Here is a 25,903-nt window from a genome sequence, read left to right as displayed (position 1 = left end):
GGTGAGGTCACGCGGCGGCGAACGCGTTGCGGGTGAGATTCTCCGGCTCGCCCTCGGTGCACACCACGTCGTCCTCGATGCGGATGCCGCCGTACTGCTTGAACGCCTCGACCTTGTGCCAGTCGATGTCCTTCGCCAGCGGCTTGTCGCGCAACTCGGCCAGCAGCATCTCGATGAAGTACAGGCCGGGCTCGATCGTCACCACCATGCCGGGCTCCAGCGTGCGGGTCATGCGCAGGTACGGGTGGCCGTCCGGCCGCGGTACGGTATCGCCGCGGTCGTTCCTGGCGAAGCCGCCCACGTCGTGCACCTGCAGGCCGATCGAATGGCCCAGGCCGTGCGGGAAGAAGGCGCGGGTGACGCCGCTTTCGAGTGCCGATTCGGCCTCCATGCGGATGAAGCCGTGGTCCTTCAGCAGCGCGGCCAGTTGCCGGTGCGCATGCAGATGCAACTCGGCGTAGGGGCGACCGCTGCGCACCATCGCGGCCTGGCTTTGCTGGTTCGCGTCCATCGCGTCGATCAGCGCCTGGAATTCGCCTGCGTCGGCGGCGGCGTGGGTGCGCGTGATGTCGCTGGCGTAGCCCGAGGCGCTGGCACCGGCGTCGATCAGCAGCGAACGCGGGCGTGCCGGCGGTTGCCGGGTGAAATCCATGTAGTGCAGCACGGCGCCATGCTCGTTCAGCGCCACGATGCTGGAGTAGGGCAGTTCGGCGTCGATCTGGCCAGCCGCCGCCAGGTAGGCCTGATGGATGCCCAGCTCGCTGGCGCCGGCACGGAATGCCTGTTCGGCCGCGCGATGCGCGCGCGTGCCGATGCGGCTGGCCGCGCGCATCAGTTCCAGCTCGTACGGCGTCTTGTACGCGCGGTGGTAGTGCAGGTAATCCAGCACCGCGGGAGGGTTGTTGAACGCGATGCCGGCGACGGCGGCGTTCGCTTCGCCGATGCTGGCGCAGCGGCCTTGCGGCAGCTCGGCCACCGCTTCCTCGGCGGTGCGCACCACGACGATCTCGAAGCCGTCCACCCAGTAGCCGGCGGGCGCATCCGGCACCACGTGCCAGTAGTCGCGCGGCTGCAGGAAGATCAGCTTCGGCTTGCGGCCCGGGGTGTACGCGATCCAGCTGCCCGGCGCGTCGGTCAACGGCAACCAGTGCTTGAATGGCGGGCTGACGGCGTACGGGTAGTGATTGTCGTCGAGGAACTTGACGCCGGGCATGCCGGCGGCGATCAGCAGGTGGTCGAAGCCGCCGCGGGCGAGCGCCTGCTCGGCATGGTGCTGCACCGTGGCCAGGTGCGCGGGATAAAGCGTGGCGAGTCGATCATGCATGGAGAACTCCCGGCAGGCGCACGGGAAAGGCCCGGCGAATCAGCAAAGACGAATCGCCATGATGACGCCCGCAGGTCGGCAGTTCCAGTGGAGGTGATGCGGCCAGTCGCGCCTACGCCTGCGCCAGCCAGCTTTCCAGGCGCGCTGCGTCGATGTCGGTGATGGCGATGATCCGGTAGCCGGCCCAGATCTGGCCGGAGCTGGCGGCGTGCTCGTGCCATTGCTCCTGGATACCCACCTCGATCGGCTGCGACTGCACCAGCGCGCGGCCGGTGGCGGGCAGGTCGATGCGTACCTGGTACAGCGCCTCGCTGCGCGGTGCCTGCGAGGTGATCAGCAGCAGGCCGGTGCTGGACAGGTTGCCCAGGTGGCCGATCGGCTCGCCGCGGATCACGTCGGTGACGATGGCGTTGCCGGGCGCCCGCTTGCGCGGCGCACGACGCTGGTTGGCGGGGCTGTTGGGCGGATTCATCGGTGGCGGAACTCCGCGGGTTTGCCGCTGCGCCCGCTTGCGGCGGCCTGGCGCAGGCTGCCGGTGAGGCCGCGCCACGCGCGGTCGAGCAGGCTTTCCGGCTCGGCCGGCACTTCGCAGACGCGGCCGCGGGCAACTTCGTGGGCGAGCTGGGCCATGGTCATCTCCTCGCCGCGCTGGCCGCGCCGGCTGACCAGCAGGCAGCGTCCCGACATCGGCGAATACCAGGCCAGCTTGCGTCGCGCGATCTGCCCGCTGGCGGGGTCGATGAACTCGAACCAGCTGCCGAACGGCAACTTGCGCAGATGCTGCTCGATGCGCGCCTCGCGCGGATCGACCGCCGGCGGTCGGGTCGATGTCGCCGTTGTCGTTGCGGGCCGCGGCGGCGTCGGCTTGACGATCGGGCTGGCGATCGCGGCTTCGTGGCTGGCCTGCTGTTCACCCAGGCGCTGGTGCTGCTTCAGTCGCAGCGCGAGATCGGTGGCGCTGGGCAGCTCGCTGGCCGGATCGGGCGTACCGACGCCGAGCAGGCGTTGCGCCACCTGCACCGATTCCTCCGCGTGCATGCCGATCTGCTGCAGGCCGCTTTCCACTTCCTGCTGCAGCTGCCGCGGGTCGGGCACCGGCAGGCGGCCGAGCAACTGGTCGGTGATCGCCAGCTGCGCCTTGAACGCGGGGCTGTCCTCGCCATGACGCAGCAGGGTCAGCGCGAGCACGTCGGACCAGGCGCGGTCCAGCAGGGCGCGCAGCAGTCCGCGCGGCGGCGATTGCGCGAAGCGGTCCGCCATCAGTTCGCCGGCGCGATGGCGCGCCTGGTCCAGCCGTTCGCGGCCCTGCGCCGCTTCGACGTGGCGCCGTTCGGCGGCCTGCGCCTTGCGCGTCAGCAGCGCCAGATGGTGTTCGATATCCGCCAGCAGCGTGGTGTAGAGACCGGCGCTGGGCGGCTCCTGGTTGGCGCGGCTGACCAGTTGCTCCAGCTTGCTGGCCAGCGGACGGTTGCTCTCGTCGTCGCTGCCGTCGAGCCAGTCGTTGGCGGCGGCGGCGACGGTGTCGAGCAGCTTGCGCGCGGGATGGTCGCGCTGCTCGAAGAAGTCGTGGTCGGCCACCGCCACGCGCAGCACCGGCAGCTGCAGGTTGCCGAGCAGGCCGCGGGCGTTGCTGCCCTGCTGCAGTTGCTGGCCCAGTTGCTCGAACAGTTCGGCGACCAGCTCCACCGTGTCGCCCTGTTCGCTGGTGAGCTGGGTGCGCGGCGCGCCGGCAGGCTTGCCGAGGTTGAGCTGGGTCAGCAGCTCCTCGCGCAGGCGCGCGGCACTGCGCAGTTCGCGGCTGGCGTGGTCGGTGACCTTGGCCAGATGTTGTTGCAGCGCACCCAGCGCCGATTGCAGTTCTTCCTCGCTGGCGGCCGGCCCGGCGGCTTCGCCGCTGCCCGTGCCCTGGCCGGCGCGCCGCTGCGACAGCAGGTCGCGCAGCGATTCCAGCACGTGGATGGAATCTTCCGGGGCGCCGCCGGTCGCCGGCTTGGCGGCAGCTTCTGCCGGCGCGGCGGGGGTTTCGCTGGCGGCGCCGATCTCGCCCGTGCCCTGGCGCGGGCGCTTGTTGACGTGGCGCGGTGCCGGCACGCTGCGCAGCTGCGGCAGGATGCCGTCGGACTGCCAGCGCAGGTTGATGGTGCCGTAGAGCTCGCTCAGCGCAGGGAGCACGCACTGGTCGAAGTGCTGCAGCAACAACAACTGGTGCTTGAGTGGCAGCTCCAGCGCGGCGCTGGCCTGGTGGAATGCCTTGGCCAGCGCATGCGGGCCAAGTGGCAGCGATGCGCCTTCCAGCGGCGGCGCGCCGATCAGCACCGCCAGGCGATGGCCCAGTTCGTACAGCGCGCGACCATGGCGTGCGTCGCCGCGGGCGCCGAGCTGGTCCAGCGCCATCGTCATCTCCTGCACGCCGGGGTCGAGCAGTTCCAGCGTCTGCCACGGACTGGCGGTGGCCGCGGTTTCCGCATCGGCGGGCCGGTGCGCATGGCGGTCAAGCTCATTGAGCGCCTTGCCCAGTTCTTCCATGAACGCCTGCACCAGCGCGTTCTGCCCCTGCAGCACGCGTTGGCGGCTGGCGAAGCACTCGTGCTGCTCGTCGGATCGGTGCGCGTGGTCGGCCAGCGCGAAGAGCTGCTTCTCGAATTCGCCGATGCAGCGGCGCACGGGTTCGTGGAGACCTTCCACGCACAGGGTGTAGGCGGTCTCGATCAATTGCTGGGCACGCGCCGGCCACCGCCCCTGGTTGAACTGGGCCGTGCCGCGCGATGCCGACATGCGTCGCCGGTCTTGTCCGACGTCCATGCAAAACCTGTGATTTCCCCGGGTTGGCCAAGTCTATGCTGCTTGCCGGGGCTATGCCATCGCCGCGAGCGCGTCAGTCGAGGAAGCTTGCGATCACGTCGTTCAGGAAGCGCTGGCCCAGCGCGGTGGTCTGCAGGCGTTGCGCGTCGCCATGCAGCCAGCCGCGGTCGCGGGCGGCGGCCAGCGCCGCGGCGATCGTCTCCGGCGCCAGCCCCGTGCGCGCGGGGAAATCGGCCATCGGCACGCCGTCGATCAGGCGCAGCGCGTTGAGCATGTACTCGAACGGCAGCTCGGCGGGGGCGACCACGTGGTCGCCCCCGATCCGGCCCGCGCCGCCGGGTTCGCCCATGTAGGCGCGCGGGCCGCGCGTTTTCCAGCGCCGGTGGATCTGGTTGCTGCCGGCGTCGCTGAGCTTGCCGTGGGCCCCGGCGCCGATGCCGAGGTAGTCGCCGAACCGCCAGTAGTTGAGATTGTGTGCACAGCGCCGGCCGGGCTGCGCGTAGGCGGAGATTTCGTACTGGCCGTAGCCGGCTTCGGCCAGGCGCGTCTCGCAGGCTTCCTGCATTGCCCAGGCGTGGTCGTCGTCGGGCAGCGGTGGCGGGTTGGCGGCGAACACCGTATTCGGCTCCAGCGTGAGCTGGTAGTGCGAGATGTGCGTGGGCCCCAGCGCGATGGCGCGCTCGACGTCGGCCAGTGCGCCGTCCAGTTCCTGCTTCGGCAGCGCGTACATCAGGTCGAGGTTGATGTTGGCGTAGCCGGCGTCCTGCGCGGATTTCACCGCGACTTCGGCTTCGCCGGCCGAGTGGATGCGGCCGAGCCGCTTCAGCTTGTCGTCGTCGAAGCTCTGCACGCCGAACGAGATGCGGTTCACGCCGGCGGCGAGATAGCCGTCGAAACGGCCATGCTCGACCGTGCCGGGATTGGTTTCCAGGGTGACCTCGGCGTCGTCGGCCAGCGGCAGGCGCTCGCGCACGCCGTCGAGCAGGCGCGCGATCAGCTCCGGCGCGAACAGGCTGGGCGTGCCGCCACCGAAGAACACGCTGATGACCGCGCGGCCCTCCAGCGCCGCGGCGAAGTCGGCGCGGTCGGCGTCGAGATCGGCCAGCAGGTGGTCGATGTAATCGGCGTACGGCGGCGGCTCGCTGCGCAGGCCGTGCGAGTTGAAGTCGCAGTACGGGCACTTCTTCACGCACCACGGCATGTGCACGTACAGCGACAGCGGCGGCGCGACGATGCTCATGGGCGAAGTTCGCGCAGGCGGTCGTGCAGTTTCGCCAGCGCCTGGCCGCGGTGACTGAGGCGGTTCTTCAGCGCCGGCTCGAGTTCGGCGGCGCCGAGGGTCTGCCCTTGTGGCAGGAACAGCGGGTCGTAGCCGAAACCTTGCGTGCCGCGCGGGGCGTCGAGCACGCGACCGTGCCAGCGGCCTTCTGCGATCAGCGGCGCGGGGTCGTCGGCGTGCTGCAGCAGCGCCAGGACGCAGATGAAGAACGCGCCGCGTCGTTCCGTCGGCACGCCGTCCAGTTCGCGCAGCAGCTTCGCGTTGTTGGCGGCGTTGTCGCCGTGGTTGCCGGCATAGCGCGCCGAGTACAGGCCGGGCGCGCCGCGCAAATGGTCCACGCACAGACCGGAGTCGTCGGCCAGCGCGGGCAAGCCGCTGGCGCGGGCGGCGTGGCGTGCCTTGAGCACGGCGTTCTCCACGAAGGTGAGGCCGGTTTCCTCGATGTCGTCCACGCCGAGGCTGGCCTGCGGCACCACCTCGAAGCCGGCGTTGGCGAGCAGGGCATGGAACTCGGCGAGCTTGCCGCGGTTGCTGCTGGCGAGGACGATGCGCCGCATGTCAGAGTGCGAGCGCCGCGCGCTGCGCGGCGACCAGTTCGCCGATGCCTTTTTCGGCCAGCGCCAGCATCTGGTCCATCTCGTCGCGGCGGAAGGCGTGGCCTTCGGCGGTGCCCTGCACTTCGATGAAGCCGCCGCCGTCGTTCATCACCACGTTCATGTCGGTGTCGCAGTCCGAATCCTCGGCGTAGTCGAGGTCGAGCACCGGCACGCCCTGGTAGATGCCGACCGAGACCGCGGCGACCGCGCCCACGATCGGGTTGCGCTTGAGGTTCTCGCGCTTCATCAGCAGGTTCACCGCATCGACCAGGGCCACATAGGCCCCGGTGATCGCCGCCGTGCGCGTGCCGCCGTCGGCCTGCAGCACGTCGCAGTCCAGCGTGATTACCCGCTCGCCCAGCGCCTGGCGGTTGACGCAGGCGCGCAGGCTGCGGCCGATCAGCCGCTGGATTTCCATGGTGCGGCCGCCCTGGCCGCCGCGGGCGGCCTCGCGCTGGGTGCGGGTGTTGGTGGCGCGCGGCAACATGCCGTATTCGGCGGTGATCCAGCCCTCGCCTTTGCCGCGCAGCCAGGCCGGCGCGCGATCCTCGATGCTGGCGGTGCACAGCACGCGGGTGTCGCCGAAGCTGACCAGCACCGAGCCTTCGGCGTGGCGGGTGTAATGACGTTCGAGGCTGACGGTGCGCAGCTGGTCGCTGGCGCGGCCACTGGGGCGGCTGGGATTCATGAAGGGTGGCCGGATTGGGCAAGGGGGACCGGAGAGTTTACCATTGCGTCCTTTCCCCGATGTCCGGAAGGCGCCGATGATCCGCAGCATGACGGCCTACGCCAGTGCCGAAACCACCGGCCCCGCGGGCACGCTCAGCTGCGAGCTGCGCACGGTCAACCATCGCTACCTGGAGCTGAGCCCGCGCTTGCCGGACGACCTGCGCGCGTTCGAATCGCAGTTGCGCGAGCGGGTGGCGGCGAAGCTGTCGCGCGGCAAGCTGGACCTCACCGTGCGTCGCGCGGGCGAGGGGCGCGGCGAGGCGTTGCAGGTGAACGGCGCACTGCTCGCGCGGCTGTCCGAGCTGAACCTGGACATGGCCGCGCTGTTCCCCGGCCTGCAGGTGCAGTTCACCGAGCTGCTGCGCTTTCCGGGCGTGATGCAGCAGGCCGAGGTCGATCCCGAAGCGCAGCAAACCGCGCTGTTCGACGTGCTCGACCGCGCGCTGGATGCGCTGGCGGCCACCCGCGAACGCGAGGGCGAGAAGCTGGGCGCGATCCTGCACGAGCGGCTCGACGCGATCGAGCGCGTGGTCGCCGAGGTGCGCGGCTGGATGCCGGAGATCCGCACCGCGCTGCGCACCCGGCTGGAAACCCGGCTGGCCGATCTCAAGCAGCCGGTCGAGCCGGGCCGGCTGGAGCAGGAGCTGGTGCTGCAGATCACCCGCAGCGACGTGGACGAGGAGCTGGACCGGCTCGCCACCCACATCGCCGAGACGCGCCGCGTGCTGGGCCTGGCCGAACCGGTCGGCCGCCGGCTGGATTTCCTGATGCAGGAGTTCAACCGTGAGGCCAACACGCTCGGTTCCAAGTCGGTCGACGCGCGCAGCACCAACGCGGCGGTCGAGCTCAAGGTGCTGATCGAGCAGATGCGCGAACAAGTGCAGAACATCGAGTAGTGCCGGCCGGCCCGGATCGAGCCGCGGTTGTGGTTTCAAATGCATGCGTTCTGGAGATGGGCATGGCAAGAGACGGAAGGCCGGGTGCGCCCCGCGGGGGGTTGCGCCAACCACGGCGCACCACGGCGCAGCTCAGGGTGAATGCGGCTCGCGTAGTAGGCGGGCTCAACCCGAACGCTGCCGTCAATGATGTCATCCTCGAGGCCGCGAAAGCGGAGGTCCGTTACCGGAATGGAGTGACGCTGCCCGCAAATGCAGAGCGGCTTCTGGCAGACGCCAGACGCGAGGGTGCGAGACACTCGACTGACTTGGCGCGGAACTTGGCGTCGGCAAATATCGACCGGCCGAAGGGCGCCGCGGCCCACCACATCGTGGCCCATGGAGACTCGCGAGCTTTTCCGTCGCAGGAATTGCTGTTTGGCTGGGGTATCGCCATCAATGACGTTGACAATGGCGTCTATCTGCCCCGCTTCAAGAAAAGCATCGTCACCGGCATGCCTGACGCCATCAAGCACTCGGTTTTGCATACAGGGCTCTACCATCTTGAGGTCTATGCGCGACTGGTCGACATTGATCAGGGTGCGGAGCACAGTCAGGCAGGACGCGAAGCGCTTCGGGGAATCAAGACGCAGCTGCTTGACGGAACCTTCCCCTACCGGTCGGGAGACGGGGCATGACAGTCTGGGAGATCAAGGCTGGCCCAGCCGACCGGATGGCGATGCTGGTGGTGCCGCAGGCCGAACAGGTCATGGGCGCGATGAAGCGCTTCGGTGGCAATGGCAATGTTCTGCATTGGCACGAGCGACCAAAGCTGCAGGTGTACGCCGACAAGCGCCGGAAGCGCCTGCCACGAAGCGACGTCAGCCCCTTTGTCCCCGGGGCGTTGGTGTTGAATTCCAAGGCGTTCGCCACGCTGGGCGGGTTCCTGGCTGATTTCGGGCAGTTGCTGGAGCTCGATGTCGACGGCGAGGTCGAGTACTTCTTCAACGCCACGCACCTCGTGCCGTGCATAGACCGCGAGCGATCCGAAACGCGCCCCGGTGGCACGGTGGGCCGGGAAGCGTTTCTCGCCAACGCCGTTCCGTCCGAGGCTGCGGTGTTCAAGGATCCGGCGACCGCACGCTCGCGTCTTTACACCAATGATGCCGGCAAGCGAACCTTGGAGGATGTCGCCGCTGCACATTCCGTCAGCGGCTTGGTCTTTACTCGGGCCGGCCTGTGATGTGCGATGCCCTCCATGGTGGCTTGATTCGATGCAAGCGCGTTTGCCATGGAGCTTGCCGGGCATGACGAGGCACGCGAAAGGTTGCTTGTCACCATGATGGAAATCGGAACGCTGTTCGTGGTTGCCGCGCCTTCGGGCGCCGGCAAGTCGACCTTGGTCAATGCGCTGCTGGAGCGCGACAGCGCGATTTCGCTGTCGGTGTCGCACACCACGCGACCACCGCGGTCGGGCGAGCTGTACGGACGTCACTACTATTTCGTCGAGCGCGAAGTGTTCGAGCAGCAGGTCGCGGAAGGGATATTCCTGGAGCATGCCGAGGTGCACGGCAACCTCTACGGCACCTCGCGCAACACCGTGCAGAAGCTGCTGGCGCAGGGGCGCGACGTGCTGCTGGAGATCGACTGGCAGGGTGCGCAGCAGATCCGCGCGAGCAAGCCCGACTGTGTCAGCGTGTTCATCCTGCCGCCGTCGCGGGCGGAACTGGAACGGCGCCTGCGCGGCCGCGGGTCGGACAGTGCCGAGGTGATCGAACGCCGGCTGCGCAACTCGCGCGGCGAGATCGCCCACGCCCACGAGTTCGACTACATCATCGTCAACGACCGCTTCGAAACGGCGCTGGACGATCTGCAGGCGATCGTGCGCGCGGTGCGCCTGCGCGGCGCGCTGCAACTGCGCCGGCACGAGGCGCTGATCGCCGAACTGCTGGACGGCGAGGCCGGTTGAACCGCGGCGCCTGCGCATGGTCTTAGTCCGACGCTTCCGCTACCTTGTCCGCTTACCCACCTCCTTTGCCGCCCATGAACGAAACCGCTCGCGCCACGCCTGACGACGCCACCCTGGTGCGCATCCGCGGGCTGACCACGGTGCTCAACGGCAAGACCATCTTCGACACGCTGGATCTCGACATCCCGCGCGGCAAGATCACCTCGATCATGGGCCCCAGCGGCACCGGCAAGACCACCCTGCTCAAGCACATCACCGGGCAGATGCGCGCCGATGCCGGCAGTGTCCACGTCGATGGCCACAATGTCGCCGAGCTGTCGCGCGAGGAGCTGTACAAGCTGCGCGAGGGTGTGGGCTACCTGTTCCAGAACTCCGCACTGCTGACCGATTTCGACGTGTTCGAGAACGTGGCGTTCCCGCTGCGCCAGCACACGAAACTGCCGGAGGTGCTGATCCGCAACCTGGTGCTGATGAAGCTGCAGGCGGTGGGTTTGCGCGGCGCGGCGCGGCTGATGCCGAACGAGCTGTCCGGCGGCATGGCGCGGCGAGTGGCGCTGGCGCGGGCGATCGTGTTCGACCCGCAGCTGATCCTGTACGACGAGCCGTTCGTGGGGCTGGACCCGGTGGCGCTGAACCAGGTGCTGAAGCTGATCCAGACGCTGAACCAGACCCTCGGCATCACCAGCGTGCTGGTCTCGCACGAACTGCCCGCGGTGCAGCGCATCGCCCACCATGTGGCCCTGCTGTCCAACGGCAAGGTGGTGGCACAGGGCAACCCGGCGACGATCGCCGACGACGGCTCGCCGTGGACGCGGCAGTTCTTCGGCGGCGAAGCGGACGGCCCGATCCCGTTCCGCTACCCGGCTGGCGACTACGCCGCCGCGCTGGGCTTTGCCGAGGCAACGAAATGAACGCGCACGCCCCGCAACCCCGCAACGTGTTGACCCAGTCGCTGGCGCAGATCGGCGGCTGCGGCCTGTTTCTGCTGACCCTGCTGGCGGCGATCCCGCGCAGCTTCCGCTACCTGCGCGAAACCGTCCGTCAGCTGTGGTTTGTCGGCGCCATGAGCCTGACCATCATCATGGTCTGCGGCCTGTTCGTCGGCATGGTGCTGATGCTGCAGCTGTACCACGTGCTGTCGATCTTCGGCGGCACCTCGGCGAGCGGCATGGTGGTGGCGCTGTCGGTGTACCGCGAGCTGGGGCCGGTGGTCACCGCGCTGCTGTTCGCCGGGCGCGCCGGCACCGCGATCACCGCCGAGATCGGCCTGATGCGCGCCACCGACCAGATTTCCGCGATGGAGATGATGGCGGTCGACCCGATCGCCTACGTCGCCACGCCGCGCTTCCTGGCCGGCCTGATCGCGATGCCGCTGCTGTGCTGCGTGTTCTGCGCCATGGCGATCTTCGGCGGCCACCTGGTCGGCGTGACCTGGCTCGGCATCGACAACGGCACGTTCTGGTCGAACATGACTGCCCAGGTCGACGTGCACACCGACATCGTCAACGGCGTGCTGCTGAAGAGCCTGGCGTTCGGCGCGGTGGTATCGCTGATCGCGGTGTTCCAGGGCTTCACCACGCCGCCGACCAGCGAGGGCGTGGCGTACGCCACCACCCGTACCGTGGTCGCCTCGTCGATCGCCATCCTGGCGCTCGACTTCGTCCTCACCGCCTTCCTGATGTGACTGCCATGACCCATCGTTTTCCGAGGATTCTGCCGTGAGCCAACCGAGAAGTTCCTATGCCGTCGGCACCGGCCTGTTCATCGTGCTGGGCTTCGCCGCGCTGGCCTACCTGGCGACGCAGACCAGCTCGGTGGCCAACAACGTGCGCCAGGGCGACAGCTACGACGTCACCGCGCAGTTCACCAACATCGGCCAGCTGAAGGAGCGCGCGCCGGTGAAGATCGCCGGCGTGCGCGTGGGCCAGGTGCAGGCGATCACGCTGGCGCCGGGGCGCGACGCGGCCGAGGTGAAGCTGTCCATCGACAAGCGCTACGACCACATCCCGCAGGATTCGGTGGCGACGATCTTCACCAGCGGCCTGCTCGGCGACCAGTACGTGGGCATCGACTACGGCAGCGCGAAACAGATGGTGGCCGCCGGCGGCACGCTGGCGCGGACCAAGTCGTCGCAGCCGCTGGAGGAGATGCTGGGCAAGTTCTTCGGCGCCGGCGGCGTGGTCGACAACATCGGCGGCAGCTACACGGTCAAGGCCGATTTCACCAACGTGGGCACCTTGTCGGCGGGCGCGCCGGTGAAGATGGCCGGCGTGGTGATCGGCAGCGTGCAATCGGTGCGCGCCGACCCGACCAAGCTCAACGCCGAGGTCATCCTGGCGATCGACAAGCGCTACGACCAGATTCCCGACGATTCGGCCGCCGCGGTGTTCACCAGCGGTTTGATCGGCAGCCAGTATGTTGCGATCCAGCCGGGCGGCTCGCCCGACGTGCTCAAGAACGGCGACGAGATGATCCTGACCCAGTCCGCGATGCAGCTGGAGGATCTGATCGGCAAGTTCCTGGTCAACGGTTCGCCCGGCGACAAGAAGGACGCCGGCAGCGGCAAGCAGTAGAACCCCATCGAATCCCCGTCGGCGGCGCCTGCCGCCGGCCATGCCCCAAGGAGTAACCCCATGCTGCGCAGACTGGCCCTTGCCACCGCCCTTGCGTTCGCCACTGTTGTGGTCGGTGCCCCGGCGTTCGCCCAGGATGCGGCCACGGCCGCCGCGCCGGCGGCCGTCCAGCAGACCCCGGTGCAGATCGTGCAGGGCATCGCCGACCAGCTGGCCACCGCGATCGAGGGTCACCGCGACGAGCTCAAGCGCGACAAGGAAAAACTGATCGCCATCATCGACGACGTGTTCCTGCCGCACTTCGACATCGACTACGCCTCGATCCTGGTGCTCGGCCGGCATGCGCGCGAGGCCACCCCGGCACAGCGCGACCGCTTCGCCAAGGCGTTCTACAACTCGATCACCCATCGCTACGCCGAGGGTCTGCTCAACTACACCCGCGGCAAGGTCAAGGTGCTGCCGTTCAACGGCGACCTCAACGACAAGCGCACCGTGGTGCGCACCCAGGTGGTGCTGGACGACGGCAAGCTGGTGTCGATCGACTACGCGTTCCGCAAGAGCCGCAGCGGCGACTGGAAGGCGTACGACGTGATCATCGAAGGTATCTCCTACGTCACCAATTACCGCAACCAGGTGGACGCGGAGATCCGCAAGGTCGGCATCGAGCAGCTGATCACCAACCTGGAAACCCAGGGCGAGAAGGCACTCGACACGCTCGACAAGGACAGCAAGGACAGCCAGTGAACGCGCCCACGGGTTTCCGCCTGGACATCGTGGCGCCGACTGTCCTGGCGGTGAACGGCGTGCTTGATTTCGGCACCGCCGCGGCTGCGCTCGCAGCCATGCGCGCGGCGCTGGATGGCGAGGTGACGCAACTGGACCTGGCGGGCGTCAGTCATTGCGACAGCGCCGGCCTGGCCTGCGTGCTGGCTGCCGCCGCGGAAGCGAACCGGCGAGGTCGTCCGTTGCCGGTGGTCGGGATGCCGGCCAGCATGCAGGCGCTGGCCCAGGTCTGCGAGGTCGATACGCTGCTGGCGTGAGTCGTGCCCGCAGGGCTCAGTGCTGGTCGTCCTGCTTGGGGTGACCCTTTTCCCAATCGTGCTGCTGTTCCAGCAGCTCGTCCGGGTCGAAGCCGGGCGTATCCAGTCCCTGCATCCGTTCGATCAGCGCCGCCGGCGGGTTGCCGTCGTAAAGCTTGTACAGGCGCTGTTGCCGGTAGGCGTCGCGGATGAACACGTACGGGTCGTAGGCCGATTGCAGGAAACTCTCCGCGTCGATCGCGCGCGAGCGCAGCGTGATCAGATACATCGCCTGCGGCGCGTACTGCAGGCCGTTGTAGTGGTGGTTGGCGGCGTACAGGCTCAGCGGATCGAAGAAATAGCTGTCCACCGGCATCCGCCACATGTCGCGTGCGGTGCTGGGGCCGAACAGCGGCAGCATCAGGAAATCGCCTTCCGGCGCACCCCAGCGTGCCAGCGTGATGCCGAAGTCGTTGTCCTCGATCGGCAGTCCCAGTTGGCTGGCCGGGTCGAAGAAACCGCCGATGCCCAGGGTGAGGTTGACCAGGAAACGGGCAGTGCTCTGCAGGGCCTGCTTGGGCCGCGCCTGCAGCAGGTCGTTGGCGACCGTGACCGGGGTGCGGATATTGGTGAAAAAGTCGCTGAACGAACGCCGCACCGGCGGGTTGGTGACCTTGCGGTAGACCAGCGCCACCGGCCGTATGGCCACTTTGTCCACTGCAGTATTGAACTGGTACGCCTCGCGGTTGTACTTCTCCAGCGGGTCGTCGGTGCGCGGCTTGGCAATGGCGCAGCCCGCCAGCAAGGCGATCGCGAGCACCGCCAACCAGCGGCTCATGGAATGGGGGCGAGGCAATGAGGGCATCGTGCGGTGGGGATTCGCGTCGGGGACAGTATAAGTGTACTGTCTGGTTTTATATCTTGCACGGCTTTCGGGCCGCTTTCGTGAATGCAGCCGTATTCGCGGCCAGCCCACCATGATACGCGTCGCCCGCATTGCCAGCAAAGCACCTGCTGGCTACACTGGTCGACCGTATAAGTCACTATTCTCCGAAGGATTTCACATGGCACGCATTACCGTGGAGGACTGCCTCGAGGTGGTCGACAACCGATTCGAGCTGGTCCTGATGGCCACCAAGCGCGCACGACAGCTCGAGAAGGGTGCCGAACCGGCGGTCAACCCCGACCACGACAAGCCCACGGTGCTGGCGCTGCGCGAGATCGCGGCCCGTCGCATCGACCAGGCCACGATCGACCAGATCGACAAGGCCGAGCGCGAGCGCGCCGAGCGCGAAGCGCTGGAGTGGGCCGCCGCGGAAGTCGACGACGACCTTTCCAAGGGCGGCGACGACTGATGGGCGATGACTGCCGGCGCTGCCGCGATCATGCCTTGCAGGGCATGAGCAAGCGCGCGCGCCCGACAGTCTCCGGACACCTCGCTTCCGGGGTGGGCGCCTGAGCCGGCGCCAGGCACCGATGCCCGCGACCGCTCCACCGGCTCCGGTCGATCCGGCCGCCTGGCCACCCTACGTGCTGGCGCTGAAAGAGCGCATCGCTTATCTGCCCCCCGCACAAGTCACCCTGGTGTTGCGTGCGTACGCCGTCGGCGCACAGGCGCATGCGGGGCAGGAGCGCAAGAGCGGGGAGCCGTACATTACCCACCCGGTGGCAGTGGCCAGCATCCTGGCCGAGCTGGGGCTGGATGCCGAAACAATCATCGCGGCCATCCTGCATGACACGCTGGAAGACACCGAACTGAGCCGCGAAGCGCTGGCCGGCGAGTTTGGCGAGGTGGTGGCCGAGCTGGTGGACGGCGTCACCAAGCTGGACAAGATGCGCTTCGGCACGCGCCAGGAAGCCGATGCGGAAAGCTTCCGCAAGATGCTGCTGGCGATGGCGCGCGACATCCGCGTGATCCTCATCAAGCTGGCCGATCGCCTGCACAACATGCGCACGCTGGGCGCCAAGGACCAGGGTTCGCGCCGCCGCATCGCGCGCGAGACGCTGGAGATCTTCGCGCCGATCGCGCAGCGCCTGGGCATGAACAAGTTCAAGGCCGAGCTGCAGGATCTAGGCTTCCGCGCGCTGTATCCGGACCGCTACCGGGTCATCAGCGAGCGCATCCGCGCCGCGCTGGGCAACCGCCGCGAGGTGATGAGCAAGATCGAGACCGCGCTCACCACGCAGTTGGCGTCCGAGCATCTGAGCGCCCACGTGGTCGGGCGGATCAAGTCGCCGTGGAGCATCTACTCGAAGATGCGCAACGAGCACAAGACGTTCGCGCAGCTGATGGACGTGTACGGTTTCCGCGTGGTGGTCGACAGCGCCACCAGCTGCTACGTGGCGCTTGGTGCGGTGCACGCGCTGTACAAGCCGGTGGACCGGCGCTTCAAGGATTTCATCGCGATCCCCAAGGCGAACGGCTACCAGTCGCTGCACACGGTGCTGCTCGGGCCGTTCGGCGCGCCGATCGAGGTGCAGATCCGCACCGCCGAAATGGATTCCGTGGCCGAACGCGGCGTGGCGGCGCACTGGGCCTACAAGACCGATTCGGGCCCGGCCAACAGTGCCCAGGTGCGCGCGCGCGAATGGCTGGCGTCGATGGTGGACAGTTCGGCGAACACGGTGTCCTCCTCGGAGTTCATCGAGAACGTCAAGATCGACCTGTTCCCCGACGAGGTCTATTTGTTTACCCCCCGCGGCGACATCCTCTCGCTGCCGCGCCATGCCACTGCGCTGGATTTCGCCTACGCGGTGCACACCGACGTGGGCGACCACGCGGTGGCCGCGCGCGTGGACAAGAAACTCACCCCGCTGCGCAGCCGGCTCGAATCGGGCCAGCTGGTGGAAATCATCACCGCGCCCTCGGCCGTGCCCAACCCCGCGTGGCTGGAGGTGGTGGTCACCGGCAAGGCGCGCACCGCGATCCGCCAGTACCTGAAACATCTGCAGCACGAGGACGCGGTCGATTTCGGCCACCGGATGCTGGATCGCGCGCTGGATGCGCTCGGCAGCAGCCTCGACGCGATCGCGCCGACGACGCTCGACCGCTTCCTGAAGACCTCCAAGTTCAAGCGGTTGGAGGAGCTGCTCTCCGACATCGCGCTGGGCAACCGCATGCCTGACGTGGTCGCGCGCCAGTTGCTGGGCTCGCGCTGGAAGAAGGCCGCCGGCTCCAAGGCAGGCGTGGCGCTGGCGCAGGAGAAGATCCGCATCAGCGGCGGCGAGCGCGGCGTGCTCAGCTTCGCCAACTGCTGCCACCCGCTGCCCGGCGACGACATCGTCGGCTACCTGTCCTCCGGCAAGGGCATCGTGGTGCATCGCGTGGAGTGCCCGAACGTGGTCGAGTTGCGCCGCTCGCCGGAACGGCTGGTGGCGATCGAGTGGGATCGCGACGTCAAGGGCGACTACCGCGCGCAGTTGCACATCGAGGTGATCAACCGCCCGGGCGTGCTCGCCACCGTGGCGGCGGCGATTGCGGCGGCCGATTCCAACATCGAGAACGTCGAGTACGTCGAGCGCGATGCCTCGGCGGCCACGCTGCTGTTCTCGATGGAAGTGAAGAGCCGCAAGCACCTGGCCGACGTGATCCGCCGCGTGCGCCGCACCGGCGTGGTCAGCGCGGTGCGGCGGTATCCGCTGTAACCCGGGAATCGGTGATCGGGAACGGTTCGGGCGTTCCGGGGTGTTTGCTTTCCTCCGGTGCGGCGATAGTCTTCCCGAATCCCGAATCCCGAATCCCGAATCCCGAATCCCGAATCCCGAATCCCGAATCCCGAATCCCGAATCCCGAGACCGCCCATGTCCCGCAGCATCATTTCCACTGGCCAGGCACCGGCCGCCATCGGTCCGTATTCGCAGGCCGTGCGTGCCGGCAACACCGTCTATTTTTCCGGCCAGATCCCGCTGGACCCGACCACCGGCAGCCTGGTCGACGGCGACATCGGCGTGCAGACGCGACGGGTGTTCGACAATCTCGCCGCGGTGGCGCAGGCTGCCGGCGGCTCGCTGGCGCAGATCGTGCGCGTGGGCATCTATGTCACCGACCTCGCCAACTTCGCCGCCGTCAACGCGGTGATGGCCGAATACTTCCAGCAGCCGTATCCGGCGCGCTCGACCATCGAGGTTTCCGCGTTGCCGAAGGCGGCGCAGGTAGAGGTCGATGCGATCATGGTGCTGGACTGATCCACGTCGCGGCTGTCGCCGACAGCCCGCAGCGGCGGCATCCTTACGACTGACGGGGATGCTCGGTTAGGCTTGGGTTTCATGGCCACGCGCAACGCCCGTCCCGTTTCTCCCGCCATTGCCGACCCCGGCATCGCGCCGCTCGCCACGTTGCCCGGCGTGGGCCCGGCGCTGGTCGCGTCGCTGGGCAAGCTCGGCCTGACGCGGGTGCAGGATCTGTGGTTCCACCTGCCGTTGCGCTACGAGGACAAGACGCGCATCACCGCGATCGCGGACTTGCGCGCCGGGGAACGCGCGCAGGTCGAGGGCGTGGTCGAGGCCGTCGAGCGCGGATTCCGCCATCGCCCGCAACTCAAGGTGGCGATCGGCGACGCCAGCGCGCAGACCCTGCTGCTGCGCTTCTTCCATTTCAATCGTGCGCAGGCCGAACAACTGGTGCCGGGCACGCGGCTGCTCTGCTACGGCGAGGTGCGCCACGCCGCGCAGGGGCTGGAGATGGTGCACCCGAGCTACCAGCGCCTGGGTGGCAGCGAAGCCTCGGTGGTCGACGAGCAGCTCAGTCCGGTGTATCCCACTACCGAGGGCCTGGGCCAGAAGCGCCTGGTCGCGGTGATCGGCAAGGCACTGGCCCTGCTGCCGCCGGCCGGGCAACTGGAGCTGATTCCGCCGGCGCTGTGCCGCACGCACGGCCTGACCTCGCTGCGCGATGCGCTGCTCTACGTGCACCGGCCACCGCCGGACGCGCACCTGGGCCAGTTGCTGCTCGGTCGCCACCCGGCCCAGCAGCGGCTCGCCTTCGAGGAGTTGCTGACCCAGCACCTTAGCCTCAAGCGCCTGCGCGCCGTGGTGCGGCAACGCCGTGCGCCGGTGCTGGGCGCACCGCGGCAGCTGCATCGGCAATTGCTGCGCGCATTGCCGTTCCGCCTCACCGCGGCGCAGCAGCGCGTGAGCGAGGAGGTCGCGCGCGACCTGGCGCAGGCCCAGCCGATGCTGCGCCTGGTACAGGGCGACGTCGGCAGCGGCAAGACCGTGGTGGCCGCGCTGGCCGCGCTGGCCGCGGTGCACGCGGGCTACCAGACCGCCCTGATGGCACCGACCGAATTGCTGGCCGAGCAGCATCTGCGCAACTTCCGGCAGTGGTTGCAGCCGCTGGGCATCGAGGTGGAATGGCTGGCCGGCAAGGTCACCGGCAAGACACGCCGGCAGGCGCTGGCCCGCGTGGCCGACGGCGCGGCGGTGGTGATCGGCACGCACGCCTTGATGCAGGAGGGCGTGGCATTTGCGCGGCTGGGCCTGGTGATTGTCGACGAGCAGCACCGCTTCGGCGTGCAGCAGCGGCTGGCATTGCACGAGAAGGGCCGCCAGGACCGACTGGTGCCGCATCAACTGGTGCTCACCGCCACGCCGATTCCGCGCACGCTGGCGATGAGCGCGTATGCCGATCTCGACGTCTCCTCGATCGACGAATTGCCGCCCGGACGCACGCCGGTGCAGACCATCGCGGTATCCAATGCGCGCCGCGCCGAAGTGATCGAGCGCATCCATGCCGCCTGCGCCGAGGGGCGGCAGGTGTACTGGGTGTGCACCCTGATCGAGGAATCCGAGCAGCTGCGCGCGCAGGCGGCCGAAGTCGCCCACGCCGAGTTGTGCGCGGCGCTGGAGGGCTTTGCCGTGGGTCTGATCCACGGCCGCATGAAGGCAAAGGACAAGCAGGCGGTGATGGACGCGTTCAAGGCCGGCGAGCTGGCCGTGCTGGTGGCCACCACGGTGATCGAGGTCGGCGTCGACGTGCCCAATGCCAGCCTGATGGTGATCGAGAACAGCGAGCGGCTTGGCCTGGCACAGCTGCACCAGTTGCGTGGTCGCGTCGGCCGCGGCGCGGTGGCCTCCAACTGCGTGCTGCTGTATCAACCGCCGCTGGGCCAGCTCGCGCGCGAGCGCCTGCAGGTCATGCGCGAAACCAGCGACGGCTTCCGCATCGCCGAGAAGGATCTGGAACTGCGTGGCCCCGGTGAAGTGCTCGGCACCCGCCAGACCGGCCAGCTCGCCTTCCGCATCGCCGACCTGTCGCGCGACGCGCACCTGCTGCCCGCGGTGCAGGCGGTGGGCGAACGCATGCTGGCCGAGTTTCCCGACCAGACCAGCCGGTTGATCGAGCGCTGGATCGGCGGCGCCGCGCGGTTCGCAGATGCGTGAGCGGTCATCGGCAGTCGCCCCCCGCCGTTTCATCCCATAAACTGGACGGCTGGACAGGAACCCGATGCACATGACCAAGCCGCAACTCCTGATCGACACCGATCCCGGCGTCGACGACGCCCTCGCCATCCTGATGGCCGCCGCGCATGCCGACATCGCCGGCCTCGGCATTGCCGCCGGCAACGTCGGCCTGGAGCACACCCTGCGCAACGCACGCACGCTGGTCGACCTGCTTGGCCTGGCCACGCCGGTGTTCGCCGGTTGCGCCATGCCGCTGGTGCGTGCGCCGGAGGAAGATGCCGCGTTCGTGCATGGGCGTGACGGTTTCGGCGACGTCGGCTTCGCCGAGCCCGCCGCCGCGGTCGCCGCCGAGTCCGCTGCGCTGGCGCTGCTGCGCCTGACCCTCGAGCGTCCCGGCGAGCTGACCCTGGTGGCACTGGCGCCACTGACCAACCTGGCGCTGGCATTGCGGCTCGACCCCGGCCTGCCGCAGCGGGTGAAGCGGCTGGTGGTGATGGGCGGCGCGGTGACCGGCCACGGCAATACCGGCAAGGTGCCGGCCGAGTTCAACATCGGTTTCGACCCCGAGGCTGCGCACGTCGTGTTCGAGGCGTTCCCGTCGTTCGACCTGGTGGACTGGGAGGCAACCCTGCGCCACGCCTTCGACGACGCGGAGTTCGACCGCTGGCTCGCTGCCGGTGACCGGCGCGCGGCGTTCTTCGGCAAGATCGCGGCGACCGCGCGGGGCTACAACGCCAAACACGACCGCCACGGGCTGGTGGCGGCCGATGCGCTGGCGATGGCGGTCGCGCTCGACCCGACCATCGTCACCCGCAGCGAACGCCGCGCGGTCGCGGTAGAGCTGGACGGCCGCCTGACCCGCGGCGCCACCGTGGTCGACTGGAAAGGGCGCCTGGGCCGGCCGGCGCAGGCCAACATCGTGCTGGAGGTCGACCACACCCGCTTTGCCGCGATGGTGCAGCGCGCGCTGGGGGTGCCCGGCTGAACCCCCCGTGCTTGCGCGTTCCCGGCGTTGCCCGCTACAATGCCGCTCTTTTCACCGCCGCATTCAGAGTCTGTCATGAAAGCCGATACCCATCCGAACTACGCCCCGGTGGTGTTCCAGGATCTGTCGTCCGATTTCTCGTTCCTCACCCGGTCGACCATGTCCAGCAAGGAAACCGTCAAGTGGGAAGACGGCAATGAGTACCCGCTGATCAAGGTGGATATCTCCAGCCATTCGCACCCGTTCTACACGGGCAAGCAGAAGACCCTGGACGTGGGTGGCCGCGTGGACAAGTTCCGCCGCCGCTACGCCGGTTCGGTCAAGGAATAAACCCTTTTACCTCCGCTCCCTCCGGGTTGCGGGCGGTTCGAGACACGGGGCAGGCGCAGGCTTGCCCCGTGTCTTTTTCGTGCCCGGCGTACGACCATTCGCCATCGAATGCGCGACCGCCGTTGTGCGATAATGGGCAGTGGCCCGATGCCTGCAGCAGAGTGGCGCAAGTCTTCGCGGAGCTTGTTCCAGCCGGTTTCCGGCATCGGTTGCGTCGCGTGCTTTCCCCGGCTGCCGACATCCACCCTTTCCCTTGCCGCGCGATGACGTCCCCACCGTCGTCGCCGGCGACGAACCACATGCGAGGAGGTTTCCGTGTCCGACCCCAAGACCGTCAAGCTGGTCGATGAATCGAGCCACAAGAGCAGCGAACTGCCGCTGGTTTCCGGCACGCTCGGTGCCGCGTGCATCGACATCGGCACGCTGTACAAGGACACCGGCCATTTCACCTATGACCCGGGCTTCGGCAGCACTGCCAGCACCAAGAGTGCCATCACCTACATCGACGGCGACAAGGGCGTGCTGCTGTATCGCGGTTACCCGATCGAGCAGCTGGCCGAGAAGTCCAGCTTCCTCGAAGTGGCCTATCTGTTGCTCAACGGCGAGTTGCCCAATGCTGCCGAGTTCGACACGTTCGAACATGACATCACGCATCACACGATGATGCACGAGGCGCAGAAGAACTTCTTCCAGGGCTTCCACCACGACGCGCACCCGATGGCGATGCTCGCCGCGGCAGTGGCGTCGCTGTCGGCGTTCTACCACGACAAGCTGGACGTGGAAGACCCGGCCGACCGCAAGATGGCGGCGATCCGCCTGATCGCCAAGATGCCGACCATCGCGGCAGCCTGCTACCGCTACACGATCGGCTGGCCGGTGCGCTACCCGCGCAACAACCTCGAGTACGTCACCCGCTTCCTGCACATGATGTTCGAGGTGCCGAGCGAGCCGCTGCAGATGAACCCGGTGGCGGCCAAGGCGCTGGACCTGCTGTTCATCCTGCATGCCGACCACGAGCAGAACGCGTCCACCTCCACCGTGCGCCTGGTCGGTTCCACCGGTGCCAACCCGTATGCCTCGATCGCCGCCGGCATCACCGCGCTGTGGGGCCCCGCCCATGGCGGCGCCAACGAGGCGGTGCTCAAGCAGCTGGAGGAGATCGGCACGCCGGACAACGTCGAGTCGGCGATCCTGCGCGCCAAGGACAAGAACGACAGCTTCCGCCTGATGGGCTTCGGCCACCGCGTCTACAAGAACTTCGACCCGCGCGCCAAGATCATTCGCGAGATGTGCCACAAGGTGCTGGACGAGCTGGGCGTCAACGATCCGATGCTGGACGTGGCGATGAAGCTGGAAGAGGCGGCGCTGAAGGACGACTACTTCGTCGAGCGCAAGCTGTATCCGAACGTCGATTTCTACTCCGGCATCATCTACAAGGCGCTGGGCATCCCCACCGAGATGTTCACCGTGATGTTCGCCATCGCGCGCACCGCCGGCTGGATCGCGCACTGGATCGAGCAGCACGAAACCCCCGGATCGCGCATCGGCCGTCCGCGCCAGGTCTACACTGGCGCCGACGTGCGTGATTACGTGCCGGCCGGCAAGCGCTGATTCACCGCTTGGGCTGATCCTCGGTTTCGCGCAGAACGCCCCGGCCCGGCCGGGGCGTTCTGCATCTGGCGCTCGGCGCGGTCAGCGCAACGCGGCGCGCAGGCGCTGTTCGAAGCCCTCGTCGGCATCGTCCTCGGCCAGCAGCATCTCCACCTGGGCCAGCGCGGCGCGGCGCATCGGCCGGTCGTCGGTGCGATCCAGCGGCGCCTGGCGCAGCGCGTTGCGCGGCAGCACGGTGAGGTCGAACGGCACGGCGTCGGCGGCGAACAGCAGCACCGGGTACTCGGGCTGCTCGGTGCGGCTGTAGCGCAGGCGGCGCACCTGCATTTCCAGCGGCACGCCGTGCTCGCGCAGGAAACGCACCACCGCTTCGGCATCGTCGCTGTACACGTGCAGGCACACCGCCGAATGCATGTCGGCGGTGCCGTCGAGCACGGCGCCGACCAGGCGCGGTTCGAACGGGGCGAGGAAGGTCATCGCCTCGACCGCCGCCTCGCGCCGCTGGCGCAGCAGCTGGGGTTGGCTGTCGCCGAGGAACAGGCGCTGGTGTTCGCGCAGCGCCTGTTCGATCTCGAGGTTGCGCGGCAGCGCCTGGCTGTCGAGTATGCCCAGCCGTTCGGCGGCCTTGAGCTTGGCATGGTGGAAATTGCGGATGCCGTGCTCGCTCATCAGCCGGGCCGCTTCCTGGGCCACGCGCAGGCGATTGCGTTGCAGCCGGTCATGGGCGTGGATGCGGTGGTGTTCGCCTCGGGACATGACGCACTCCTCGACATTGGATGGCGGCGTCCGGGAGCGGCGTCGCCTGCCCCCGGGTCAGAAGATCTCGTAGGCGTGCTGCTTGTCCTGCTCCTTCTGCTGGGCGGCCTGGCTGCGCAGGCGGTCGACGTCTTCCACCTTGAACATCTCGTTCATGCCGTTGGGGTCGTCCGCACCGGTCGGCAGGCCGCTTTCGCGGTTGATCCATACCGTACTGATTCCGGGCGGCATCGGCAACGTGCTGGGCGGCAGCCCCTTCAGCGCCGCGCCCATGTACTGCATCCACACCGGCAAGGCCGCCTTGGCGCCGAATTCGCCGCGGCCGAGCGAGCTGTAGTCGTCGAAACCCACCCAGACCGCGGTGGACAACTCGCCGTCGAAGCCGACGAACCAGGCATCGCGATGGTCGTTGGTGGAGCCGGTCTTGCCGGCCAGGTCGGGGCGCTCCAGCGCGCGCGCGGCCGAACCGGTGCCGCGCAGGATCACGTCCTTCATCAGCGAGGTGATCAGGTAGTCGTTGCGCGGACCGATCACCCGCGGGGCGAGCACCGGCGCATGCCGGGCGCCGTCGTGGATGTCGGCCGGCAGCACCGCATCGCCGACACCGTCGACGCTCTCCGACTCGGCGGGCGCGTCCGTGCTGCCGGCGGTCGCCAGGCGATTGGCCGGCGGCCGGGCCATGTCCGGCGGCGGCGGGCCGGGCGGGCGCGTGTCGAGCAGGCGTTCCTGGCAGTTGCGGCAGGCGCGGGCGGGATTGGCCAGGTACACCGGCTTGCCGTCGCGGTCGTCGATCTCGTGAATGAAATACGGCGTGACCAGGTAGCCGCCGTTGGCGAACACGGCGTAGCCGCGCGCCATGCCCATCGGCGAGACCGAGGCGGTGCCCAGCGCCATCGACAGGTTGGCCGGGATCGCGTCCTGCGAGAACCCGAAGCGGGTGGCGTATTCGCGCATGTAGCTCACCCCGATGGCATCCAGCAGTCGCACCGAGACCAGGTTCTTCGATTGCACCAGCGCCTCGCGCAGGCGCATCGGGCCGGCGAACTTGCCGTCGTCGTTGGACGGCGTCCAGATGCCGTTGGGGCGCGAGGGGTCGGGCAGCGCCAGCGGTGCGTCGTTGACGATCGAGGCCGGGGTGAAGCCGCGATCGAAAGCGGCGGAATAGAGGTACGGCTTGAAACTCGAACCCGGCTGGCGCGCGGCCATCACGGCGCGGTTGAACTTGCTGCGGTTGAAGTTGAAGCCGCCCACCAGGGCCTCGATCGCGCCATCTTCCGGATTGAGCGAGACCAGCCCGCCCTGCACGGCGGGTATCTGCGCCAGCTGCCAGTTGCCCTTCTCGTCGCGGGCCAGGCGGATGACGTCGCCGCGCTTGAGCACGGCATCGACCCGCGTGGGCGCGGCGCCGACGCGGCTGTCGCTGATGTGCGGCCGAGCCCATTTCACCGCGTCGAGGTCGAGCCGGGCGCTCTCGTGACTGGACAGGTACACGCTGGCATGGTCGGCGTCGCTGCTGATGACCAGTCCCGGCTGCATACCCGAGACGCTGCCGTAACTGGCCAGCACCTGGTCGAAATCCGCCTCGCCGGCGCCCTCGGCCAGCTCCTTGTGCGCCTCCGGCCCGCGCCAGCCATGGCGGTGGTCGTAGGCGACCAGGCCGTCGCGCAGGGCGTCCACCGCCTCCTGCTGGCGCATGCTCTGCACCGTGGTGCGGACCACGTAGCCTTCGGTCAGGGCGTCATTGCCGAGGCGGTCGAGCACCTGCCGGCGCACCATCTCGGCGAGGTAGGGCGCGTCGACCTCGATCGGCTGCTCGTGGGCAAAGGCGCGATTCGGCTCGGCCACCGCCTGTTCGTACACTGCCTGGGTGATGTAGTTGTGCCGCAGCATCTCGCCGAGCACCCAGTTGCGCCGTGCCATCTCGCGCTTGGGGCTGTTGATCGGATTGACCGCCGAGGGCAGCTGGAAAGTGGAGGCGATCGCCGCGCATTCGGCCACGGTGAGCTGGTCCAGCGTCTTGCCGTAGTAGTACTCGGCCGCCGCCGCCACGCCATAGGAACGATGGCCGAGGAACATCTTGTTGAGGTAGAGCTCCAGGATCTGGTCCTTGGTCAGCTCGTGCTCGATGCGCAGCGCGATGAAGATCTCGGTAAGTTTGCGCGAGTACAGCTTTTCCGGGCTCAGGAAGAAGTTGCGCGCCACCTGCTGGGTGATGGTGGAGCCGCCGGGTCCCTTGTCGCCGCCGGTGATGATCACGTGCCAGCCGGCCCGGGCGATGCCGCGCCAGTCCACGCCGGGGTGGTGGTAGAAGTCGGCGTCCTCCGCCGACAGCACCGCGTGCTTGAGCCGGTCGGGCACCTCGGCGATGTCCACCGGGATGCGCCGGGTTTCGCCGAAAGTCGCGATGAGCTTGCCATCGGCGCTCAGCACGCGCAGCGGCACCTGCATGTGATAGTCCTTGAGCACCGCCACCGAGGGCAGCCGGGGAGCTATCAACCAGTACGCCACGCCTGTCGCGAGCACTGCCAGAAGCAAACCGGAAAAGGCCAGGAGCAGTGCCCAGCGCAACAAACGCTTGAAAATTCGCATGGTGTGGATAGCGAGACCTGAGTCAAAGCATGACAGAGTATAGATGTAGCAACATGCTCGTCAG

Annotated in this window: 25 protein-coding genes; 16 read left to right on the top strand and 9 right to left on the bottom strand. The window is 68.1% G+C overall.

The genetic code is table 11. From position 1 onward, the window contains the following. Positions 1-7: 7 nt before the first annotated feature. The 6 genes from pepQ to rph all read right to left on the bottom strand — a co-directional run bounded on the left by pepQ (position 8) and on the right by rph (position 6,689). Positions 8-1,324, bottom strand: a complete 1,317-nt coding sequence (gene pepQ, locus ACVCMG_RS08710; RefSeq protein ID WP_395121151.1) for a Xaa-Pro dipeptidase — start codon at positions 1,322-1,324, stop codon at positions 8-10. Positions 1,325-1,436: 112 nt separating this feature from the next. Then, entirely contained in the window at positions 1,437-1,796 is a 360-nt protein-coding gene (locus ACVCMG_RS08705; RefSeq protein ID WP_395121153.1) for a PilZ domain-containing protein, read from the bottom strand. Then, the gene (locus ACVCMG_RS08700) at positions 1,793-4,126 is read right to left on the bottom strand and encodes a DUF1631 family protein (protein ID WP_395121155.1); all 2,334 of its coding nucleotides are present in this window, start codon (positions 4,124-4,126) and stop codon (positions 1,793-1,795) included. Before ACVCMG_RS08700 ends, ACVCMG_RS08705 begins: the two co-directional genes overlap by 4 nt. Before the next feature lie 73 nt (positions 4,127-4,199). Next, a complete protein-coding gene (gene hemW, locus ACVCMG_RS08695; protein WP_447113888.1) occupies positions 4,200-5,366 on the bottom strand; it encodes a radical SAM family heme chaperone HemW in 1,167 nt (388 codons plus the stop codon). Then, positions 5,363-5,962, bottom strand: coding sequence for an RdgB/HAM1 family non-canonical purine NTP pyrophosphatase (gene rdgB, locus ACVCMG_RS08690; protein ID WP_447101075.1), 600 nt, complete (start codon positions 5,960-5,962; stop codon positions 5,363-5,365). The genes hemW and rdgB overlap by 4 nt, the downstream gene beginning before the upstream one ends. A 1-nt stretch (position 5,963) precedes the next feature. Next, complete coding sequence (gene rph, locus ACVCMG_RS08685; protein WP_395121160.1) at positions 5,964-6,689, bottom strand: ribonuclease PH; 726 nt, start codon at positions 6,687-6,689, stop codon at positions 5,964-5,966. Positions 6,690-6,765: 76 nt separating this feature from the next. On the opposite strand from rph, the gene ACVCMG_RS08680 reads away from it, so the two are divergent. The 9 genes from ACVCMG_RS08680 (at position 6,766) to ACVCMG_RS08640 (ending at position 13,187) form a co-directional block, all read left to right on the top strand. Next, entirely contained in the window at positions 6,766-7,626 is an 861-nt protein-coding gene (locus tag ACVCMG_RS08680; RefSeq protein WP_395121161.1) for a YicC/YloC family endoribonuclease, read from the top strand. A 62-nt stretch (positions 7,627-7,688) separates the two neighbouring features. After that, positions 7,689-8,303, top strand: coding sequence for an AHH domain-containing protein (locus ACVCMG_RS08675; RefSeq protein ID WP_447115383.1), 615 nt, complete (start codon positions 7,689-7,691; stop codon positions 8,301-8,303). Next, the gene (locus ACVCMG_RS08670) at positions 8,300-8,848 is read left to right on the top strand and encodes a hypothetical protein (protein ID WP_447097427.1); all 549 of its coding nucleotides are present in this window, start codon (positions 8,300-8,302) and stop codon (positions 8,846-8,848) included. Before ACVCMG_RS08675 ends, ACVCMG_RS08670 begins: the two co-directional genes overlap by 4 nt. A gap of 96 nt (positions 8,849-8,944) precedes the next feature. After that, complete coding sequence (gene gmk, locus ACVCMG_RS08665; protein WP_447097426.1) at positions 8,945-9,574, top strand: guanylate kinase; 630 nt, start codon at positions 8,945-8,947, stop codon at positions 9,572-9,574. A gap of 74 nt (positions 9,575-9,648) precedes the next feature. Continuing rightward, positions 9,649-10,485: an ABC transporter ATP-binding protein gene (locus ACVCMG_RS08660; protein ID WP_447097425.1), complete on the top strand. Its 837-nt coding sequence runs from the start codon at positions 9,649-9,651 to the stop codon at positions 10,483-10,485. Further along, entirely contained in the window at positions 10,482-11,258 is a 777-nt protein-coding gene (gene mlaE / locus ACVCMG_RS08655) for a lipid asymmetry maintenance ABC transporter permease subunit MlaE (protein ID WP_395121167.1), read from the top strand. Before ACVCMG_RS08660 ends, mlaE begins: the two co-directional genes overlap by 4 nt. Before the next feature lie 34 nt (positions 11,259-11,292). Beyond that, positions 11,293-12,147, top strand: a complete 855-nt coding sequence (gene mlaD / locus ACVCMG_RS08650; RefSeq protein ID WP_395121169.1) for an outer membrane lipid asymmetry maintenance protein MlaD — start codon at positions 11,293-11,295, stop codon at positions 12,145-12,147. A 60-nt stretch (positions 12,148-12,207) separates the two neighbouring features. Continuing rightward, complete coding sequence (locus tag ACVCMG_RS08645) at positions 12,208-12,891, top strand: MlaC/ttg2D family ABC transporter substrate-binding protein (protein WP_395121170.1); 684 nt, start codon at positions 12,208-12,210, stop codon at positions 12,889-12,891. Next, positions 12,888-13,187: an STAS domain-containing protein gene (locus tag ACVCMG_RS08640; RefSeq protein ID WP_447115382.1), complete on the top strand. Its 300-nt coding sequence runs from the start codon at positions 12,888-12,890 to the stop codon at positions 13,185-13,187. Before ACVCMG_RS08645 ends, ACVCMG_RS08640 begins: the two co-directional genes overlap by 4 nt. Before the next feature lie 16 nt (positions 13,188-13,203). Here ACVCMG_RS08640 and ACVCMG_RS08635 read toward each other — a convergent pair whose 3' ends face one another. Then, positions 13,204-14,004, bottom strand: coding sequence for an MlaA family lipoprotein (locus ACVCMG_RS08635; RefSeq protein WP_395121174.1), 801 nt, complete (start codon positions 14,002-14,004; stop codon positions 13,204-13,206). A gap of 226 nt (positions 14,005-14,230) precedes the next feature. On the opposite strand from ACVCMG_RS08635, the gene rpoZ reads away from it, so the two are divergent. The 7 genes from rpoZ (at position 14,231) to ACVCMG_RS08600 (ending at position 22,494) form a co-directional block, all read left to right on the top strand. Continuing rightward, the gene (gene rpoZ, locus ACVCMG_RS08630) at positions 14,231-14,521 is read left to right on the top strand and encodes a DNA-directed RNA polymerase subunit omega (protein WP_007509529.1); all 291 of its coding nucleotides are present in this window, start codon (positions 14,231-14,233) and stop codon (positions 14,519-14,521) included. 121 nt (positions 14,522-14,642) lie between these two features. Beyond that, on the top strand, positions 14,643-16,811 hold the full coding sequence (locus tag ACVCMG_RS08625; protein ID WP_395121176.1) for a RelA/SpoT family protein: 2,169 nt from the start codon (positions 14,643-14,645) through the stop codon (positions 16,809-16,811). Positions 16,812-16,967: 156 nt separating this feature from the next. Then, positions 16,968-17,351, top strand: a complete 384-nt coding sequence (locus ACVCMG_RS08620) for a RidA family protein (protein WP_395121177.1) — start codon at positions 16,968-16,970, stop codon at positions 17,349-17,351. 81 nt (positions 17,352-17,432) lie between these two features. After that, positions 17,433-19,547 carry an ATP-dependent DNA helicase RecG gene (gene recG, locus ACVCMG_RS08615; protein ID WP_447101071.1) on the top strand — a complete coding sequence of 705 codons (2,115 nt, stop codon included), beginning with the start codon at positions 17,433-17,435 and terminating at the stop codon, positions 19,545-19,547. A gap of 70 nt (positions 19,548-19,617) precedes the next feature. Further along, entirely contained in the window at positions 19,618-20,553 is a 936-nt protein-coding gene (locus ACVCMG_RS08610) for a nucleoside hydrolase (protein ID WP_395121181.1), read from the top strand. A gap of 75 nt (positions 20,554-20,628) precedes the next feature. Then, a complete protein-coding gene (locus ACVCMG_RS08605; protein WP_395121183.1) occupies positions 20,629-20,883 on the top strand; it encodes a type B 50S ribosomal protein L31 in 255 nt (84 codons plus the stop codon). A gap of 315 nt (positions 20,884-21,198) precedes the next feature. Further along, positions 21,199-22,494 (top strand): citrate synthase, encoded by a 1,296-nt coding sequence (locus ACVCMG_RS08600; RefSeq protein ID WP_447097419.1) that lies wholly within the window; start codon positions 21,199-21,201, stop codon positions 22,492-22,494. A gap of 81 nt (positions 22,495-22,575) precedes the next feature. On the opposite strand, the gene ACVCMG_RS08595 is transcribed toward ACVCMG_RS08600, so the two are convergent. Then, positions 22,576-23,250 carry a hypothetical protein gene (locus ACVCMG_RS08595; RefSeq protein WP_395121187.1) on the bottom strand — a complete coding sequence of 225 codons (675 nt, stop codon included), beginning with the start codon at positions 23,248-23,250 and terminating at the stop codon, positions 22,576-22,578. A 57-nt stretch (positions 23,251-23,307) separates the two neighbouring features. Then, positions 23,308-25,839, bottom strand: coding sequence for a penicillin-binding protein 1A (locus tag ACVCMG_RS08590; RefSeq protein WP_447105439.1), 2,532 nt, complete (start codon positions 25,837-25,839; stop codon positions 23,308-23,310). Positions 25,840-25,903 lie beyond the last annotated feature (64 nt).

Source organism: Rhodanobacter sp. UC4451_H18 (assembly GCF_052978225.1).
Note: the sequence above shows the minus strand (reverse complement) of the source record. Positions and strands in the feature narration are given on the sequence as shown.

Coding starts and splice junctions, on each gene's coding strand:
- pepQ (WP_395121151.1), bottom strand. CDS start 1,324: ATGCATGATCGACTCGCCACGCTTTATCCCGCGCACCTGGCCACGGTG.
- ACVCMG_RS08675 (WP_447115383.1), top strand. CDS start 7,689: ATGGCAAGAGACGGAAGGCCGGGTGCGCCCCGCGGGGGGTTGCGCCAA.
- rpoZ (WP_007509529.1), top strand. CDS start 14,231: ATGGCACGCATTACCGTGGAGGACTGCCTCGAGGTGGTCGACAACCGA.
- ACVCMG_RS08595 (WP_395121187.1), bottom strand. CDS start 23,250: ATGTCCCGAGGCGAACACCACCGCATCCACGCCCATGACCGGCTGCAA.
- ACVCMG_RS08590 (WP_447105439.1), bottom strand. CDS start 25,839: ATGCGAATTTTCAAGCGTTTGTTGCGCTGGGCACTGCTCCTGGCCTTT.
- rdgB (WP_447101075.1), bottom strand. CDS start 5,962: ATGCGGCGCATCGTCCTCGCCAGCAGCAACCGCGGCAAGCTCGCCGAG.
- ACVCMG_RS08660 (WP_447097425.1), top strand. CDS start 9,649: ATGAACGAAACCGCTCGCGCCACGCCTGACGACGCCACCCTGGTGCGC.
- ACVCMG_RS08620 (WP_395121177.1), top strand. CDS start 16,968: ATGTCCCGCAGCATCATTTCCACTGGCCAGGCACCGGCCGCCATCGGT.
- ACVCMG_RS08635 (WP_395121174.1), bottom strand. CDS start 14,004: ATGAGCCGCTGGTTGGCGGTGCTCGCGATCGCCTTGCTGGCGGGCTGC.
- ACVCMG_RS08680 (WP_395121161.1), top strand. CDS start 6,766: ATGATCCGCAGCATGACGGCCTACGCCAGTGCCGAAACCACCGGCCCC.
- ACVCMG_RS08705 (WP_395121153.1), bottom strand. CDS start 1,796: ATGAATCCGCCCAACAGCCCCGCCAACCAGCGTCGTGCGCCGCGCAAG.
- rph (WP_395121160.1), bottom strand. CDS start 6,689: ATGAATCCCAGCCGCCCCAGTGGCCGCGCCAGCGACCAGCTGCGCACC.
- hemW (WP_447113888.1), bottom strand. CDS start 5,366: ATGAGCATCGTCGCGCCGCCGCTGTCGCTGTACGTGCACATGCCGTGG.
- gmk (WP_447097426.1), top strand. CDS start 8,945: ATGATGGAAATCGGAACGCTGTTCGTGGTTGCCGCGCCTTCGGGCGCC.
- ACVCMG_RS08645 (WP_395121170.1), top strand. CDS start 12,208: ATGCTGCGCAGACTGGCCCTTGCCACCGCCCTTGCGTTCGCCACTGTT.
- ACVCMG_RS08700 (WP_395121155.1), bottom strand. CDS start 4,126: ATGGACGTCGGACAAGACCGGCGACGCATGTCGGCATCGCGCGGCACG.
- ACVCMG_RS08610 (WP_395121181.1), top strand. CDS start 19,618: ATGACCAAGCCGCAACTCCTGATCGACACCGATCCCGGCGTCGACGAC.
- recG (WP_447101071.1), top strand. CDS start 17,433: ATGGCCACGCGCAACGCCCGTCCCGTTTCTCCCGCCATTGCCGACCCC.
- mlaE (WP_395121167.1), top strand. CDS start 10,482: ATGAACGCGCACGCCCCGCAACCCCGCAACGTGTTGACCCAGTCGCTG.
- ACVCMG_RS08670 (WP_447097427.1), top strand. CDS start 8,300: ATGACAGTCTGGGAGATCAAGGCTGGCCCAGCCGACCGGATGGCGATG.
- ACVCMG_RS08625 (WP_395121176.1), top strand. CDS start 14,643: ATGCCCGCGACCGCTCCACCGGCTCCGGTCGATCCGGCCGCCTGGCCA.
- ACVCMG_RS08605 (WP_395121183.1), top strand. CDS start 20,629: ATGAAAGCCGATACCCATCCGAACTACGCCCCGGTGGTGTTCCAGGAT.